Raw genomic sequence first — 18,021 nt, forward strand, 5'->3', positions numbered from 1 at the left:
CGCTACCACATCTTTAGTACGGCTCCATTTCTCAAATACATGCAGATTTGCACCTGCGGGGATTTAATGATGAAAGTATCAATATACGATGTAGCCCATTTAGCCGGAGTTTCCATCTCCACGGTCTCCCGCGTATTGAACCGAAGCGGTTATGTGAGCAAAAAAACCGAAAAAAAAGTCATCGACGCGATGAACAAACTGAACTTCGTTCCCAATGTCGTCGCCCAAAATTTGGCCAACAGCGAAACCAAATTAATCGGCCTGTATTTTTCCATGCCCCTTGACTCTACCCGGTCCTTATACAGCACCTATCTGCTGGAGTTCATCAATGGAGTTAACTCCGTCCTGGTTCAGCACGGTTTTCACCTTCTTTTAATCAATGAAACGAACGAAGCCGACCGGATTTTAGCGAATCAAACTCCCCCGCAATATTATGCTTTTATCAAGCAGAAACGGATTGACGGGCTCATTTTGGGAAGCGCCCCTATTGCATGTTCTTCCTTGTTTGAGCTGCTTACCATGCAACTGCCCGTCGTCTATATCGGGGAGAAGCTGTTTGACCAGGCCGGAATGAACGTTTATGCGCGTTATAAGCAGTATCATCGCGAGATACTGGACTATTTTTACGAACGCAACCATAGGAGAATTGCCGTGCTTACGGCGGAAACGGCCCCGATTAAGCCGGTAATCCGCGAGTTTGAAGCAGAGCACAGCGGTGATGATTTGATCGTTAAACACTTTACTTATGCCGGTGATTTGAAATCCTATCTGGAATTAATAGGAACGGTTTTTTCGCAACAAGGCGACAAACCGACCGCTCTACTTCTCGACGATATATCCAAAGCTCAGCAAACGATTAATTTCCTCAATAATTTGGGTCTTGATGTGCCGAACGACGTTTCCCTCATCACCATCGAGCACAGCAAAAACGACGGGAACCAATGCGTTCCCGCCGTGACCAGCGTTTATGTGCCCGTTTATCGGATGGCTGTCGAAGCGGCCACCCTGCTATTCGCATATTTTCAAGGCAATCAGGCGGCCAACCGAGAGGTTATTGTCAACCCTACGATCATCGAACGAAATTCCGTAAAGACATTGACTCTATGAAAGCGGGCTCTCCAGCCTACCCCTGCCGAAATTCCCGCGGATGCCGCTTCTTCAGTTCGGGTATGGCGTCGGCGCGGCCCGTTTGTTCCAAATGCTTGACATAATACGGAAGGTGGCCTTTCGCATGATAAGGGCCGCCTTCTTGAATGACGGTCCATAACGGATCGACGTCGTAAGTCATGGATGCCATCATCTCGTCATGCCAATCGTTTAGCCGATAGACGGCCTGCATGCAGACATCCGAATGCTCAGCTGCCACGTCCTGCTGCTCGAACGGATCCGACTTCAGGTTATACAGCATTTCTTTTGGGAACAAATGATAACCGTCGTGATACGTCCTCATGTACAGCCAATCCCCGAAGCGCACGCTGCGTTGGCAGACATGAACGCATTGGGACAAGACCAGATAATCCCTTCCGCAGTCCGTTCCCGCGGTTAAAGCGGGCGCATAACTCCGGCCGTCCCAGGTCGGGGAAGGTTTCTTGCCAAGCAGTTCGGCTATGGTCGGCAAAAAGTCCAGATGATAGTGCAGTCCTTCGTCGACGTTCGGCCGGGTAACGCCCGGCCAGCAAATGATCATCGGGATTCGGCATGTGCCTTGATCCGCCGTGGCATGTTCGCCGTAAATGCCGAGTTGTCCCTGATTTTCGCCGTGATCCGCGGAGATGATGATAACTAGTTCCTCCAGCACGCCCTTGCGGCCGAGCGCGTCGATAAGCTGGCCGATGTGTGAATCCACGTAGCGGATTCCGCAGTCATAGCCGTCGATCATTTGCCGCAAGCCTTCCATGTCGAGAAACTCGCCGGGTTGGCGCGGCCATTTGGGGTTCGTCCGATTGTCGAACATGTTGATTTCCCGCGGGCTATGCGGACCGACTTTCCTCAGGTGACGTTCCAGCATCTCCTCCGTCATCCACTCGGGCAGCGGTTCACCGGCGAACGGGTTCCCAAATTCCTCCGGTGCCCGGTAAGGGGTATGGGGGTCCCAATAATTTACATACAGAAACCAATTGTCGTCCTGCGAATTGCGGTCGATCCAATCCAGTACGCTTGGCGTTACTTCCTCCGCCGATTCCATGCCGCTTTGGCCCGAATTGTGGATTTCCGAGAAACCCGCATAGAAGGTCCATTGCGAATGTCTTTCTCCGAAAGGGCTGAACAGCACGGTCTTCATGCCCGCTGACCGCAGGAATCCCGGAAGGCTTTCGGTCGTCAGCAAATCGCGGAATTGCCGGGGCTCCCCTTCTCGCCGGAAGTCCGCCGCCGTTCCCCCATGGCCCACGAGTCCCGAATGGATACCGAAACGGCCGGACATGAACGCGGCGCGGGAAGGCGCACACGGAGCGTCGGACGTGTAATAATTGGTGAACCGGACGCCTTGTTTCGCGATGCGGTCGATATTCGGGGATGTATTTCTGGGGTACCCGTAGCATCCCAAATGGTCGGGCGACGTCGAATCGAGATCCAAAAACAAGATGCGCATCTTTTAGCTCGCTCCTTCATCCATGGATTTTATATATGTTGAACTAATCATTGTACGGAATGGGGCAGCCGTGTGAAATGTTCTTACGATCGCTGTTGTTCGCGGATTTCTTTTATTAAGTAGATTCAGATACTGTAGAAATCCGCTCACAAAGGCGACCACTGCCGTTTCTTCAGAATCATTTCACACTTTTGCCTAACCCCCGACTTTTTTTAGTTCAACTTATTTAGATAATAAATGATGGTGGCGCTTGATCTATAAACCTAGCCGTACATACTGCTCGGGCGGGGCTTCGTTCGCTTCCATGTTCCGCTTCAACAACTGAATCATCGCTCGTTCCAAAGCCTCGTCCTGAATCGTGTGCTCCTGCCGGGGGTCCTGCTGCAAATCGAACAACAGAGTGCCGAACGCATGGGCCCGATTGTAGAGACCGACACCTTGGACTTTCAGCGTTGGGACGCCCTTCGTGAACGTAAACGGCGGATGGAGTTCCGAGCCGCGAAGTTCCTCCACGGAGAAGCGGCTGCGCATATGTGTGGGCATCAACGTATAGTTGTATAGCGGCATGTTCGATTCGGTCATCGGCGCGCGCATATAGACATAACGCCCGTCCGTCACGTTCACATGCCCGCCGTGCATGCCGAAGATCGCGGAATCGCGGACAGGCCGATCGCTGGCGATCGTGGCTTCGAGGTCTTTCCCTTGCATGTCCTTCGGCACGTGGGCCCCGAAGTAGCGGAGCAGCGTCGGCGCCAAATCGATCGTCTGCACAAGACTTTGCCTGCGCTCGCCCTGCTTCCCGCTGCGGGGATCCCAGATGAACATCGGCATATGCGCGATCTCATCGTAATAAGGCATCACCGATTTGGCCCACCAATCGTGCTCGCCCAGCAGAAACCCGTGATCAGTATTCACGATCAGCAAGGTGTCCTGCCACATGTCAAACTCATCCATGACATCCAGCACTTTCCCCAAGTAGTGGTCGCACATGCTGAGCAGCGCCGCGTATTCGTACCGCAGATGCTCCACTTCCTCCCTTGTCTCGGTAACCGGCCCGTACGGCGGCCAATCGAAATGCTTGCCCGCGTAATCGTGGGGATAGAGGTCGCGGTATTTTTGCGGAGCATAAAACGGCTCGTGCGGATCGAACGTTTCGATCTGCAGGAACCAGCGATCCTCGTTCCGGTTCGTCCGTATGAATTCCAACCCGTTTTCCATCGTACGCGCTTGCGGAAAATCCTGCTCTTCGCGAATGTATTTACGGTTGATCCAGTCATGGCGGACGAGCCGGCCCATCGCCTTCATCCCGATCGATTCGGGGTGTTCCGGGTCGGCGACCTCCCCTTTCCAGGGATCGCCTTCCTGGCCGCGAATCAACTCGCACGAGCTATACCGGGTATGATAAGTCGCGCCGCCGTCCTCCCAGTAATGCTGGTGATCGGTGACGAGATGGGTGTATACGCCGTTTTCGCTCAATAGTTCGGGCATCGAGTCGTCGAAAGGCTCGATCGGCCCCCAGCTGCGATGCAGGAAATTATGACGTCCCGTATGGAGTTCCCGCCGCGCGGGCATGCAAGGCATGCTCCCCACGTAGGCATGATCGAAAACGACGGTTTTCTCGGCCAACCTTTTGAAGTTTGGCGCGTGGACCCAATCGCATCCATAAGGGGGCAGCATGTGCCGATTTAACGTATCGAACATCAGCATGATTGCTTTCATCACATTTACCTCGCTTTCTTTCGTAATTTAACCTTTGACGCCGGACGAGACGATGCTGCCGACGAACTGTTTCTGGAACAACAGGAAGGCGACGAGCATCGGCAACGACACCAGCACGGTGGCGGCCATCAGCAAGTTGTATTGGATCGTAAACTCTCCTTTGAACAGCGATAACGCCAATTGGATGGTCCGCATCGATTCCGTGTTCGTGAAGATCAGCGGCTGGAAGAATTCATTCCAGACGGAAACGATTTTCAAAATGCCGAGTGTCGCCATCAATGGACCGCTTAACGGCAAGAAAATTCTCAGATAAGTTCCGAAATAACCCAACCCGTCCATATAACCCGCCTCATCCAAGTCTTTTGGAAACCCCGAGAAAAATTGTCTGGCCATAAAGATGCCGATCGACCCGGACAAAGCGGGAATGATCAAAGCGTAATACGTGTTCAGCCAGCCCGTTCCGCCCTGGCCCCAAATGTCGTTATGGCCGAACAGCGGAATGCTTTTCATAATGATGAACTGCGGAACCACAATCGACTGCGCGGGCACCATCATCCCGGCCAGCAAGCACACGAAGATGATCGTGCTGCCCCGAAAGCGGATTCTGGCAAACGTATACCCCGCTAGCGTGTTGAATAAGAGACTGCCGGCCGTCACGACCAGGGTGACGATCAAGGAATTTTTGAAATAAAGCCCCCATTTCCCGCTCTCCATCGCTTTCAGATAATTTTCGAAATGCCAATCGTGGGGCAGCAGGGAGAACGCTCCCGAAATGAGTTCATCGTTCCCCTTCAGCGAAGTAAAAATCATGACCACAACGGGAAATAAATTGAGCAGTGTAATCACGATCAAAAATACGTAGACTAGAATCTTTGCCATGCCGAGCTTCTTCAACGGTCTCTCTCCCTTCTTCCGTTCAGCTATCCAGCGTTTTCGTTCCGACTCGGTAGTTGATCAAAGTAATGACCAGCGTAATGACGAGCAAGAAAATGGAGAGCGCCGAAGCATATCCCATTTCATACTGCGCGAAAGAGGTATCCACAATGCTGTTGACGATCGTATTCGTCGCGTTCAGCGGCCCGCCTTTGGTCATCACGTAAACGTAATCGAAGACTTGGAACGAGCGGATCGTCGCGGTCACGAAAATGAAAAACGTCATCGGATTTAAGAGCGGCACGGTGATCCGGAAAAAAATGCGCAGTTTCGAAGCCCCGTCGATGCTGGCCGCCTCGTACAATTCCTGCGAGATCGATTGCAGACCCGCCAAGTATACGATCAACGCGTATCCGGTCCCGACCCAGATGCCGAGAATACTGATCGACATCAAGGCGTACTGCGCATCCCCCAGCCAATTGACCGGATTCAGATGCAGCCCCTTTAGCACCGCATTAAACGGACCGCTCTGAAAGTCATACAAGTAGAGCCATGTCATGGATACCGCGACCCCGGAGATGACGCTCGGCAAATACAACCCCGCACGGAAAAAAGAAAGCCCTTTAATTTTCGAATTCAACAAAACGGCCAGAACCAAACCGAGCGCCATCTGCGGCAGGACCGACACGATCCAAAACACAAACGTATTTTTGACGGCGCCCATAAACAATTGATCTTCCAGCATCCGTTCGTAATTGGACAACCCCACCCAATGGCCGGGGGACAAGATGCTGTAGTTGGTGAAACTTAAATAGATGACGCATAAAAGGGGAACAAAAATAAAAATGAAGTAGATAAGCACGTTTGGCAATATCAATAGATAGGGCGTTAGTTTTCTTCTCCAGGTCGCGTTCATGCGTTTTCCCCTTTCCATAAAGGCCCCCTGAGCATAACAGCAGCACATAGGGGCCCCGGAATTCGCTTTTTACTTTTTGGCGCTTTCTTGCCGGGCCGCTTCCGCGGCATCCTCCATCGCTTGCTCCGGCGATTTTTTCCCGAAGTAGGCTTCTTCCAAGCCGATCCGCAGGTACTTGACGATCGTATTCCAGTTGGCCGAAGGCAAATAGCTGCTGGCGTCGTTCATCGATTCAAAAATAACTTCATTAGCTGGATCCAGTTTCACGAACTCGTCTTGGAGCGATTTCAGCGGCGGGATGTAGCCGGATGCTTTGGAGAACGGCAGCATTTCTTCCGGCGAGAACATAAATTTCAGGAATTCCCAAGCTTCTTGCGGGTGTTCGGTTTTCTTGGCCATGGTCATGAACGTTCCCAGCATCAGCGAGGTTTGCTCGCCGTTTGGCCCTTTCGGCGGCAGGGAATACCCGAGATTCTCCGCGCCGATCGACTTGCTTAACTGCGTCAATGAATAGGAGCTGGCAAAAGACATGGCCGCCAAATTGTTTTGGAACAAGGTTCCCGTTACGTTCACATCCGTCTGAAACACGATATCTTTATCTTTCACGAGATCCATGACCTGCTCCAGAACCTTAATCGACTCCGGCGAATCGAATGTCGGATTGCCTTTCTCGTCATACAAGTTCAAACCGTTAAGCAGCAGCAGGCTTAAGTACGATTGTTCCGAGTTCGCGTTGTTGACGGTGCTCGTCGTAATATCGAGTCCGGAGCGCACGGCTTTTCCGTTCTCTTTCTTGGCCAGCTTCTTGGCGAATTCAAACAATTCGGCATAAGTCTTTGGCGGTTGTTCGGGATCAAGTCCTGCTTCCCGGAAATAGTCCTTTCTCCAAACAAACGGACGGATCTCGGGAATCAGCAGGCCGTACAGTCCGCCGTTCCATTCCCCGGCTTTCAGGATGTCCGGAAAGAAATCGTCTTTGCCGGACCAACTGTCATTTTGGATCAAGGTGTTCAAATCCATATAATTGCCCTGGTCGACCGTCGAGATCAATTGGCCGAATCCGAGCCCGTGGACGTCCGGCTGAATGCCGCCGGCGTAGGCCACCGATAATTTTTGGAAGTAATCGGAGAAAGGGATGGTCGTGATTTCCACCTTAATGTTCTCGTGCGTTTTCTCGAAGTCGGCGCCGATTTGCTTATACACCGCGTCGAGTTCCGGCGTATTGATCGGTACCCATACCTTTAGCGTCACCTGCTCCCCCGCGGTGTTTCCCCCTTTGCTTCCGCTTGTTTCCGCGTTTCCGCCGCCAGACGAACACGCGGAAACCAACAGGACGAGCGTGGCCATGAATAACGATAGAAAAGCTTTTCCCCTTTTTTGCAACATCGGATCTTCCCCCCGATTTTAAATTTGATCCGCCGATCGAAGCGGCTGATCTTGGCTTTGAATATAATCTGCCCGAATCAAAAAAAATAGCGTGCATTTTTGATCCGATGATCATCATTTGCACGCCAGCCCAAATGGTCTTTTTTCGGCGGATGAACCTTTTTTGAACGATGAATGATTTTTGCTAGTAGAGGTTGTCTCACTAGTAGACCTTGCCCGCATCCAAGCGCTTTACGGTCTCGCGGGTTTTGCTTTCCCGGTATTGGCCCGGCGTTACGCCGACGTTTTTTTTGAAGATGCGAATGAAACTTTGGGTGTTTATATACCCGACTTTCTCTCCGATCCGCTGTACCGTCTCCGGCGAATCCGTCAACATTTGTTTGGCCCGTTCGATCCGTAAATCAATCAAATAGTCCATGAAATTTTTGCCCGTGCTTTTTTTGAACAGACGGCTTAAATACGCGATACTCAGCTGCAATTCGGCAGCGATGCCGCCAAGCGAAATCTCCCGGTCGTAATTGGCGTTCACGTATTCAAGCACATGCGGCATTAATCCGGTGTGATCGGCACGCTCCTCTTCCATGGTTTCAAGCCAATAGGACAGTTTGCTCCTGAACCAGGCCACGGCTTCCTCAATGCTTTCGATGCGCTGCATGGCCAAATGCATCTCCGCGAATACTTTTTCGACCTGCAGCTTCGAGCCCATCTCCATTAACGCATAGGCGGCCGACATCACGAAATCGATCAATAACTGTTGAACAAACATCATCGGATAACCGTCCAAAGACTCCAAAAACAACTTCGTCCGCTCCAGCTCTTCATCGATTTGCCGGATATCGTTGCTTTTGACGGCTTGAAGCAAGGCGTCTTTCCGCCCCCGCGAGACTTCGAGCATATCCGCAAAAAACGGGGTTTCATCGTCTTGATCCCAGCACTTCAGCACGTGACAGCCGCCGCCATATCTTTTACTTTCCATAAAATTGCCGACCCGATTCCAGCTATCCGGAATATGCCGAACATCTTGGACCGGATGGCCGATAACGGCGGTAATGGTAATTTTCAAGTAACTGTTGATTTGGTCGACGATTGAATGGATTGCGCTTTCAAGTTGGGCTTTGAAAACTTCTTCCTCCATAGGAACGAAGGCGTTGGCGATCATGACGATATCCCGGCTTTCGGTATTCCACATCAAAACTTTGAAGGACTGACCGCCCATCTCTTCAGCCATTTTATAAGCAAAAAAGCGCAGCAAGCTTTGATCCGCCTTGTTATAAGTCTGCAGAAAGTCGTAATATTTATCGATGCGAAACAAAATAACCGAGAACAGGGAAGTGGAAAACGTGAATCCGAGTTGCGCCATCTGTTCTTGAATATCCGGCCATTCCCCCCGATCGTGATGAAGCAGCCGATAACAAAGGGCTTTTTTCAAGATCGGGATGTTTTTCTGATACATCCATTCGATATTTTCCCGGTGCTCCTTCAAAGCGGCTACGCTGTTAATCAGCACGTTAAGGGAGAAACTTCTGCCGTTCTTGACGCCCGTAACGTTCGAGCTCCCAACGACTTCTTGAATCGTGCGTATTTTTCCGAAGACACTGCGCATCAGGGTGAACGTATAGAAAATTAACAGGATAAACAGAAGGAAAAACGCGAGCCACAGGGCGGAACCGAAATAGATCCCATTCGTTACGCTTCCCTCGGGAACCGCATAAACAAAATTCCATCCCGATAACCGGGCAGGCAAAACATCGTAAAAGTAATTTTTGCCGTCCAAAGAAATGGAGTCGGAAGCGCCTGGCTCGAACCGGGGGACGCTGGCCATGGCCTCCTGATCGAGTTGCCCCGTACTTAACGAAAATAATAAATGCGAGGGCGACTCCAGCCACATCTTTTCCTGCTGGCCGCTCTGAAACGGATTTTGGAACAGTGACTGGCTGTTTAAATTGATTTTGATAAAACCGATCGGCTCCGCCGCAATATTGGGAATGCTGCGCAGGATATGCACAGCCGGAGGAGACGAGGAGGCAGCCGCAGCAGTGTCATCTATTCTCCAATTAGCGCCCTTTATGATGTCCGCTCTGCTCGCCGACCATTCCTCATCGCTCATCAGCGGGATATTGACGATTTGGCCATGGTTGTAACGAAACGCCTGATCGCGCGTGTAGATATCGATGGAGATCATACAGCAAAAATCGGCGCCGCTATTGATGATGTCGGTGAGGCTGATGTCCCCGCCTCGTTCCGTACCCTTTAATATATTCATCAATTTCTTGTTATTGGATAGATCGACGGACTTCTTGTCCACATCTTGAAATAAATTATTATAGTAATTCTTGAAAAGTGTCTCCGATTTTTTGCTTAAATCCTCCAGCCTGGCCTTTTGCTGAAGGTGATTGTAAGCGCTGTTTAAAATGACAAAACCTAAAGCGGCCAGCACAACCAACAGGCCCAGCGCGGCGGATAAACGATAGAACAAAGACCGGTATTTATCGTTAAAAAGAAGCTCCATCAAACTTTTCATGATCCCGTGCCCCCCGTTGTCGATGGATAATGTGACAAATCTGTGTCTTTACTTTATTCATCATACCACATTTGTACCGGACGGGAAGGTGAGTGGCGCCATATCTATGGAAAAAGCCTGCAATTTATTTGCAGGCTCAAATTGATCGAGAAAAAATGAGAATTCAATGCGGCGGTCGGCGCTAGCTAGTCTAGTCCACCCAGTACAGTTCTCCCTTGGAATTATACGAAACCTTGACCGACGGCGCGCCGCTTTTGGTAAAGACCGCATTGCCTGGCTCATTCGCAACCTTGGTCAGCTTGTAGCCGGATAGATCCATCCCCAGCCATTTTTTAATTTGGGGAACGGCTGTCTTTTTAAGTTTATCCATGTTTGCATTTTTCAGAGTTTGCATGACTTTATTGATTTGCGCCTCGCTCTTGTTGGCAGGTTTGTCCTCAAGAAACCCCAAATAAAGTCCTGTTGGTTTATTGGTCTTTTTGTCGATATTCACACTAACCGGGTATTTGGAGGTCGGTGTCCCAAAACGCAGTTCATATTGGACGGCATTCGGTTCGGTAATCAGGAATGCTTGGGTCAGCGCCTCCGTTTTTTTGACGTGATCCACCTTCGCGATGACGGCTTTGGCGGATTTGACCGCTGCCTCAGGGACATCTTGTATCTTCAGGATTTCCAGAGCCATACTCAATTTTCCGTCCAGCACATTTATTGTGGTGTTCTGAACCTCCGCCGTCATTTGAAGCTTATTTTTGAGCTTCGGATCGGTATCATTGTAGTCCATTCTCAGCCTCACGTGTTCCGCCTGTGCCGAGCCTCCGGAAATTACGGTATCCAGCGCTTTTTGCATAGCTTCCTGATGGGAAGCGCTCAGGTCGCTCCATTTCATTTTTACACTGATACTATCGATCTCTCCGTTCTTGTTGAAGGTCACCTCGCCTCCTTCCGCTCCCTGAACATCCAGGATCCAACCGGCAGGGAAGCTCACGGCCTTACCCAATGTAAGTGATTTCCCCGTCAGTTCCTCCAGCTTCTTTTCAGCCTTTTGAATAGAGGGCGAACTCAATGATGTACCTGCGGCGAAAGCCGGGTTGCTTGAAGAATCCATCCGTGCGCTCGCCTGAACTTCCGCTTGCTGCACGCATGCAGCAAGCGTCCCTGCCAATACCGTTATTCCCACGGCTTTCATGATAGTGCTATACTTAGATGCTCCAGTTCTGTTCATACAATGCTCCTCCTAAATCGTAAGTAAGGTGTCGAATTAATGTTACATAGAGTTAGATCACCTTTTTTCCGGGAACGTTACATCCTTATTCAATTTATTTTCATAAGTCCGTCAATATCTTGGCCCTCTTTAGTTTATTGCTTCCTTATATGTACTTGATAGTACGGCATTTTTAAAAATTTAGTATGTAACGTTTATCTTCCGCAATGTCATCTAACTAATATAAACCGAAAGGAGGTTGCCGTTTTGAAACTCGAATCCGATGTCATCAAGGCCCAGGCCGGAGACCGGCATGCTTTCGTTCTGCTCATGCGCAGCATCGAGACGGACATGTACGGAATGGCTTACAGCATTCTTCAAAATGACGACGATTGTGCCGACGCCTTGCAAGAGACGATGATCCAGGCCTACCAATCCTTATCTTCATTGCGCGAGCCCAAATTTTTTAAAACCTGGATTTTTCGGATATTGATTAACAAGTGCAATCAGATACACCGCAAAAGAAAAGCAACCGTAGATATGGCTTCCTTACATTACGAGCCTTCCGTATCAGGGGATGAATATGGGCAGGTTGAATTGCGGCAAGTTGTGGACCAGCTCGATGAGTCTATGAGGGTTGTAGTAACGTTGCGTTACTTCCAGGACATGCAGATCAGAGAAATCTCGGACTGTCTCGACATTTCCGAGAGTGCGGTCAAAACCCGGCTGCACCGTGCACGTAAGGCATTGATCAATATGCTCCAATATTCCGGGGAAGGGAAGGCGAAGTTAAATGAAAGCTATTGATTTGAACAAGCAATTGGCTATGGAAATGTCGAAAATGGGGGGGGAACGTAAAATACCCGAGCAAGTGAGACAACGACTGGAAGAGACCTACACCAGTATAGAGTTGGGTTTACCGTTGATGGAAACAACCGCTGATTTGAAACGCCGGAAAAACACGAATCATCCGTGGCGCAGATTTTCGGTCGCGGCCGCCTCAGCAGTTGTATTAAGTGCCAGTATCCTTGGAACGGCCTTTGTTTCACCCGCCATGGCCCAATCGCTGAAGCAAGTGCCGGGAATGGGACACGTATTTAACCTGATCGGTGATTTAGGGCTTCAAACGGCCGACGAGAAAGGCATCCTGCAAGCCTCACGAGCCGAAGCGAGTCAGGATCGTCTGAAATTGAAAATCTCCGGAATTGTCTTTGACGGTGCGCGTTTGTCCATGGCCTTGGAGCGTGAAGGAGATGCCGGTGCCAGCGAGCCGCTGAGTGCCCAGCTTGCAAAAACCGAGTTGTTTGTTGACGGGAAACCGTTGGAAGCCGAACCCGGGAGTTTAGGAGGACCTATTGGTTCAGCGAACGCTACCGTGATGAATTTCACCGATATGAAGGACTTACCCGATCAATTTGAACTGACAGTCAACCTGTATTTGCAGGGGAATGAAAAACCGTTTCAACTGGTTACGCCCGTTGTCAAAACAGCCGGCCAGAACGTCGTACTGAAGCCGGAAGCCCAATCCGAAAATAAGATCCTTCGCTTCCGCGTCGATCAAGTGGAGATCACTCCATCCACCGTTGCCGTTGAAACGACCTATACCCAGCTGGTTGACAAGCTGCCGGATAAGTACTTGGACCCCGCCACATCCGCTCAAACCTTTGACTATGACGTAACGGATGGCCAGGGACATGCGCTGGAGTTCATCAGCGGCAAAGGAGAGACCCTGGAAGCCAACCAACCGAAGGGCCTTAGGACTTTGTTTACTCCTTTTGAGAAAGTTCCGGACACGATTGTCATCAAACCTTACGTTTTTCAGTACAGTTCGGATGGAGGAATTCAAAAGGAATACCTGCCTGAGCTTGAGTTAAGCCTTCCGGTGGATAGGAAGTAATCTGGCGCCAGCAGTAAAAAAGGACTGCCCGTCTGTGGGCAGTCCTCTGCAGTTTATTTGCAGGCTCTTTGTCATCATTGTGACACCGAAATGTTATCGAAATGCGCATGCTTGTTTAAGGTTCTAACCCCGATTTTACCGTGCGTGAACGGATTCAAGCTGGTGTCGGTGTAGTCGATCTTTGGACTTGCCATATCTCCCGCAAACACTTTGATGTTCGTGCCGCTAACGACAACTTTTATATGATGCCAGGTATTCGTGGAATACGACTGCGCGGAGCCGGCGAGGAACTTCCAGTTATAATTCATTTTGCCCAGGTTTACTCCGCTTGTCGTTAAATAGACGTAGTATCCTTGAAGGGCATCCAAATTATTCTGGCCTCTTTCGGTGCCATGCGAAGGATTGGACACTCGAACGAGCAGCCCTGCGTCGCCCCCGGAATCGATCATCTTGAGATCGGCCTCCACCGTATAATCCGCCCATCCCGCGTCTCCGAACACGGCTTTGGCCGGCCCCGATCCGCCTGAACTGTACTCCCCGTTCTCCACCGCCCATGTGCCTTCGAAGCGGGTCCACCCGTTGTCATTGCCATCATCGAAATGATCGCTTGTCGCCGGGACGGTAGCATGTTTATGGAACGTCATCCGCGAAAAATCCGCTTCCCCGGTGACAAACTCCACTTTCAGCTCCCGCTCTCCGGCGTTAAGATACACCCTTTTCTTCGTGACGATCCGCCAGTTCTCCCAGTCTCCCGTATTCGGCACACCGATCAGGCCTGTTAAATCCGTGGCACCGTCCCACACGCGGATTTGCACGCCGTCCATCGTCGTGGCCATGCGGAAGTCGATATCATAATATCCGCTCGCCGCCACATTCACTTTATATTTGTACCATTCTCCGGTTTGATTCCAGCCTAAATTGAACAGCCCTTCGCTGTTCAGGCGGATGTCGCCGGCATCGGACCGGTAAGCGCCGCCTATGTTATTGCCCGTCGTGTCGTGATAGGCGATTCCCTCGCCGCCTTTCATATAATGCACCGCTTCGATTGTGCCTGGAACCGGTTTATAAGCGTCCCAGGCGCTGCTACCGTTGACGTCGTTGCTAAAAGCGACAAAGCCGAAATCCGCATGCGTATCTTCCGTCATCACGCCGATTTTGCCTGCTCCCAAATTAGCGGTTCGCGTCCCTTTATGCATGCCGTCCACAAAATACTTAAACGTGGATCCGGACTTTTCGACACGAATGCTGTGCCATTTTGAATAATCGAAGCCGGCCGGCAGAGAGAACGTCTGCCAAGCTTGATCCACACCGCCGATGCGGAAAAACGTCTCCAGCCGGTTATTTTTCGAGCTGAGCAGCGCGACGCCGTAATTGTTCTCATCCGTATAGGAAAAGACAGCGCCGAATTTCGGATTGGCGGAGGTCCCCCGGTTCATTTCCTTCATGTTGAATTCGGCCGTATAATCCGCCGCGCTGGCCGCCGCCGTCACTTGTTTGTACCAGGTTGTATTGCCGAGCGCATTTTGCCACATTAACTGCTGATTATAAATGCCCCAATTGCCGCCGCCCACATTGGTCCAATTGCTCCCGATCGCGGAGCGGTCAAAATAGTCGTAGAAATCCGGCATTTCCGGATCGCGCTGCGGCGTCGTCGTGGGGCCAAGCACCATCATCCTGTCATTGTTCCAAACGATCCGGTCCATGTTCAAATGGCGCAGCGGTCCGACAATGCCCGGCCCCTCCAAATTATGATAAAGCATATAATGCGTATCCAAATCCGGGCCGACGGTCACCGTATTATGGCCGAGCCCCACCGTCAGTCCCTCCGTGCTGATTAAAGCGGGATTGAGGCCGTCAGCAACATAACCTGATCTCGGCCCCGACGTGCTCACCGCGTAGTCCACCCGGTACCCTTTGCTGAACACATGGTTTCCGGTATAAGTCATATAGTATTTTCCGTTGCGTTTAAAAACCGTTGCTCCCTCCGTCCATCCCCCCATCCCGACCCTTGTTGACGCACTTGCCCCGATCGTGGTCGGACTGCTCATCGGCGCGGCGTCGATACGGCCTGGAGCGGCATGGTAAAAACTGAACGAACCGTCATCATCAATAAAGACATGGCCGTCGATCGATTTCCCGAGATTGCCGGTGACAACTTGAAACGGTCCGGTAGGACTTGTGCTGCTCAGCACATAATGGCCGTTCCCGGCGGGCGAGGTGTACATATAAAACGTTCCGTTCCAGTAAATGACCTCAGGCGCGTATGCCCCGTGCGTAATCGGGTCCGTCGCAGCCAGTCCGCGATAGTTCCAGTTCACCAGGTCCCGGGAGCTCCAAACTTTTACCCCGTCGTCCGTATCTCTCGTACTCACATACAAGTAGTAATAGCCGTTAAATTTCAGAACATAGGGATCCCCCAGCCCATACTGCCCCCATTCATCCGGCAAGGTTCGCGGATTTTGATAGGCTGATGCCGTGAACGGAACCGCCGCAAGAGACAGGATGACGATCAGCGTGAACAGCCATCGATACGTTCTCACCACATGATAACCTCCTCATCTTCGCAAATGAATGCCTGACATTGCAGAGTGGCCTTGTGCTGTAAACGCTTAATTATATGAAGCAGGAGGAGCCCTTAATCCTCATGAGCAGAAGCACCGAGGACTTCTGCTCTTTCTAAACTTTGGACGCTACTCTAACGGACTCCAGCGACCTTATTCGCCTATTTCCCGGGTATTTCCCAGCCTAACGGACCACATTGGATATAATCCAATAGATTAGGGGAAATCGAATGCGATTTGCAGCTCCCATTGGAAAAGTCCAATAGAATTCGCTCAATTCGCCCGTTTTGAACCCTGCAGAGCTCGATCTATTGGAAAATATCCAATCTAACCACTACATTTTCCACCCAATTTCCAATTCTATTGGATAAATCCAATGACAATGCCGATAATGGCCAGCCAAGGGAGGCAAAGCCGCAGCTTAAGTGCTTTACGACGAACCGCGCTCAATCAGCACGGCCTTATAAGATCGCAACATCGGCGCGAACGCTTCTCCCCGCAGCCGCCGGTTCAAGCAGTCCGTAACATCCCGGACCATGTCGGCAATCCGGTTTTGAACGGTCGTTAATTCCGGCGTGGTCACCAGGCAGATCGGATGGTCGTCGAAGCCGATGACGGCCGTTTCCTCCGGAACGATGACGCCGCAAGTTTTCGCCGCGCGCAGGAAACCGGCCGCCGCCTCATCGCTTCCGGCCACGATTCCGTCCGGCTTTTGCTCAGAAGCAAACAACTCAAGTCCGAGTGCAAAGCCGTCCTGAACTTGATGGATGCCGCCGAATCTCTGCGCCTCCGTACACGGAAGTCCAAAATGGCGATGGGCGCTTTTAAACCCTTCCCACCTTTTATCCTGCAACGGCGTGCGGTGATCCATACAGAAAATCAAGTTCCGCCGCCCCTTGGCCAACAAATGGGCTGCGGCTTGATAAATGGCGTCTGCTTCATCCAAGGCGAACACATCCAGCCATTTCCCCGGAAATGGTTCATTGCAAACCAGGGCAACGCTGGATCCCGCCAGTTCTCTGACCTCTTGCTCCGTAAAAAGAGAATGCGTAATAATCACCGCGTCCATTTCCTGGCGGACCAATTTGCCGTACACTTCCCGTTCCAGTTCGCGTGAAAAATACGTCTGATGGACAACCACCTTCAAGCCGTGCTCACTGAAAGATTTGCCCAGCGCGCTCACCAGTTCGCTGAAATAGGGGCGGTTCAAATCGGGGACAATCACGCCGATCATACGATTCGACTGCAGCCGCAGCTGAACCCCGTGCGCATTTCTGACATAGGCGAGCTCCCGCACCGCCCGCAGCACTTTATCCCTGCTTTCTTTCGAAACGTGAGGATGATCGTTCAAGACGCGGGATACGGTCGATTTGGAGACCCCGCTACGGCGGGAAATATCGTGAATGGTTGGAATAAAAACCACTCCTTATTTAAGCTATTGACCTGGGAACGTTCCCGGCATGTATCCTAAGTCTAACCCAATTACTTACCGGGAGGAAGCATATAGAATCATGCGTACATTTCAAACCTCACAGGAAACGTTTCATCTTATTTTGTTCGACTTCGACGAAACCTATTTTCCCCATGAACGGACACCGGAGCAGCTTCGGATGCTGCATGAGCTAGAGGAATATCTGCAGTTGCTTGCCTGGCGTCACCTTGTCAAAATCGGCTTTGTAACCGGAAGCAGCCTCTCGCATATCGAACACAAGATGTCCTTGGCCGGTCTGTCATACCTTCCCCATTTCATCGGCAGCAACCTGGGCACGGAGCTTTGGCAGGCGGAGCCTGACGGGCAGTTCCGGCATAGCCCTGCGTGGGAGAAGATCATCCGGCTGTCAGGCTTTTCCCGCCGCGGCGTGGAAGACCTGATCAGTGAACTGAAGTCGGTATACGGCATCCTGCTGCATGAACAAACCCAGTTTGGCCAAGCCAGGTACAAAATGAACTATTATTACTATTCCGAGTCGCAAGCGAAAACGGCATACGACTTGAATATCATTAGACAATTGGCCTTTAACCTGGGCGTCGGGCTCAACGTCAACGCGTGCAATCCGAAAGCGGGCGACCCCGAAGGGGCTTACGACGTTGATTTTATCCCGAAAGGAACGGGGAAAAAAGCGGTTGCGGACTTTCTGATATCTTCCACAAAAGTTCCCTTCGACAGAACGATCGCTTTCGGCGACAGCGGGAACGATCTTGAGATGTTAAAAGCGGTAAAGCACGGGTACCTGCTGCAAAACGCAACCCGGGAAGCGAAGTCGCTTTATTCCCGGGTTGCTCCATATCCGTATGCGCAGGGAATCCTGCATGTATTAAGCGAGCTTTTTTCGCAGGAAACAAACAATAACTCGTAG

At 51.1% G+C, this 18,021-nt stretch carries 13 protein-coding genes; 4 read left to right on the forward strand and 9 right to left on the reverse strand.

The annotated features are described in order from the left end of the window. The first annotated feature begins 69 nt into the window (after positions 1 to 69). Positions 70 to 1,107, forward strand: a complete 1,038-nt coding sequence (locus DYE26_RS10365; RefSeq protein ID WP_036623975.1) for a LacI family DNA-binding transcriptional regulator — start codon at positions 70 to 72, stop codon at positions 1,105 to 1,107. Between the two features lie 16 nt (positions 1,108 to 1,123). Here DYE26_RS10365 and DYE26_RS10370 read toward each other — a convergent pair whose 3' ends face one another. The 7 genes from DYE26_RS10370 to DYE26_RS10400 form a co-directional block, all read right to left on the reverse strand. After that, positions 1,124 to 2,590, reverse strand: a complete 1,467-nt coding sequence (locus DYE26_RS10370) for a sulfatase family protein (RefSeq protein ID WP_036623976.1) — start codon at positions 2,588 to 2,590, stop codon at positions 1,124 to 1,126. Between the two features lie 255 nt (positions 2,591 to 2,845). Further along, entirely contained in the window at positions 2,846 to 4,309 is a 1,464-nt protein-coding gene (locus tag DYE26_RS10375; protein ID WP_036623977.1) for a sulfatase, read from the reverse strand. 27 nt (positions 4,310 to 4,336) lie between these two features. Beyond that, complete coding sequence (locus tag DYE26_RS10380; RefSeq protein ID WP_036628378.1) at positions 4,337 to 5,188, reverse strand: carbohydrate ABC transporter permease; 852 nt, start codon at positions 5,186 to 5,188, stop codon at positions 4,337 to 4,339. A 37-nt stretch (positions 5,189 to 5,225) separates the two neighbouring features. Further along, positions 5,226 to 6,116, reverse strand: a complete 891-nt coding sequence (locus DYE26_RS10385; protein WP_051985538.1) for a carbohydrate ABC transporter permease — start codon at positions 6,114 to 6,116, stop codon at positions 5,226 to 5,228. 51 nt (positions 6,117 to 6,167) lie between these two features. Then, positions 6,168 to 7,484, reverse strand: coding sequence for an ABC transporter substrate-binding protein (locus tag DYE26_RS10390; protein WP_036623978.1), 1,317 nt, complete (start codon positions 7,482 to 7,484; stop codon positions 6,168 to 6,170). Positions 7,485 to 7,686: 202 nt separating this feature from the next. Then, complete coding sequence (locus DYE26_RS10395; protein WP_036623979.1) at positions 7,687 to 10,005, reverse strand: helix-turn-helix transcriptional regulator; 2,319 nt, start codon at positions 10,003 to 10,005, stop codon at positions 7,687 to 7,689. A 190-nt stretch (positions 10,006 to 10,195) separates the two neighbouring features. Further along, positions 10,196 to 11,227, reverse strand: a complete 1,032-nt coding sequence (locus DYE26_RS10400) for a hypothetical protein (protein ID WP_036623980.1) — start codon at positions 11,225 to 11,227, stop codon at positions 10,196 to 10,198. 246 nt (positions 11,228 to 11,473) lie between these two features. On the opposite strand from DYE26_RS10400, the gene DYE26_RS10405 reads away from it, so the two are divergent. Together DYE26_RS10405 and DYE26_RS10410 are read left to right on the forward strand one after the other, a co-directional pair. Further along, a complete protein-coding gene (locus DYE26_RS10405) occupies positions 11,474 to 12,013 on the forward strand; it encodes an RNA polymerase sigma factor (protein ID WP_036623981.1) in 540 nt (179 codons plus the stop codon). Continuing rightward, entirely contained in the window at positions 12,000 to 13,103 is a 1,104-nt protein-coding gene (locus tag DYE26_RS10410) for a DUF4179 domain-containing protein (RefSeq protein WP_036623982.1), read from the forward strand. Before DYE26_RS10405 ends, DYE26_RS10410 begins: the two co-directional genes overlap by 14 nt. Before the next feature lie 74 nt (positions 13,104 to 13,177). Here DYE26_RS10410 and DYE26_RS10415 read toward each other — a convergent pair whose 3' ends face one another. Both DYE26_RS10415 and DYE26_RS10420 read right to left on the reverse strand, forming a co-directional pair. Continuing rightward, a complete protein-coding gene (locus DYE26_RS10415) occupies positions 13,178 to 15,643 on the reverse strand; it encodes a family 43 glycosylhydrolase (RefSeq protein WP_036628382.1) in 2,466 nt (821 codons plus the stop codon). A 451-nt stretch (positions 15,644 to 16,094) separates the two neighbouring features. Further along, positions 16,095 to 17,087 (reverse strand): LacI family DNA-binding transcriptional regulator, encoded by a 993-nt coding sequence (locus DYE26_RS10420; protein WP_240534153.1) that lies wholly within the window; start codon positions 17,085 to 17,087, stop codon positions 16,095 to 16,097. An 88-nt stretch (positions 17,088 to 17,175) separates the two neighbouring features. Here DYE26_RS10420 and DYE26_RS10425 point away from each other — a divergent pair, with 88 nt between their 5' ends. Beyond that, entirely contained in the window at positions 17,176 to 18,021 is an 846-nt protein-coding gene (locus tag DYE26_RS10425; RefSeq protein WP_036623983.1) for an HAD-IIB family hydrolase, read from the forward strand.

Source organism: Paenibacillus macerans, from assembly GCF_900454495.1.
GTDB lineage: Bacteria > Bacillota > Bacilli > Paenibacillales > Paenibacillaceae > Fontibacillus > Fontibacillus macerans.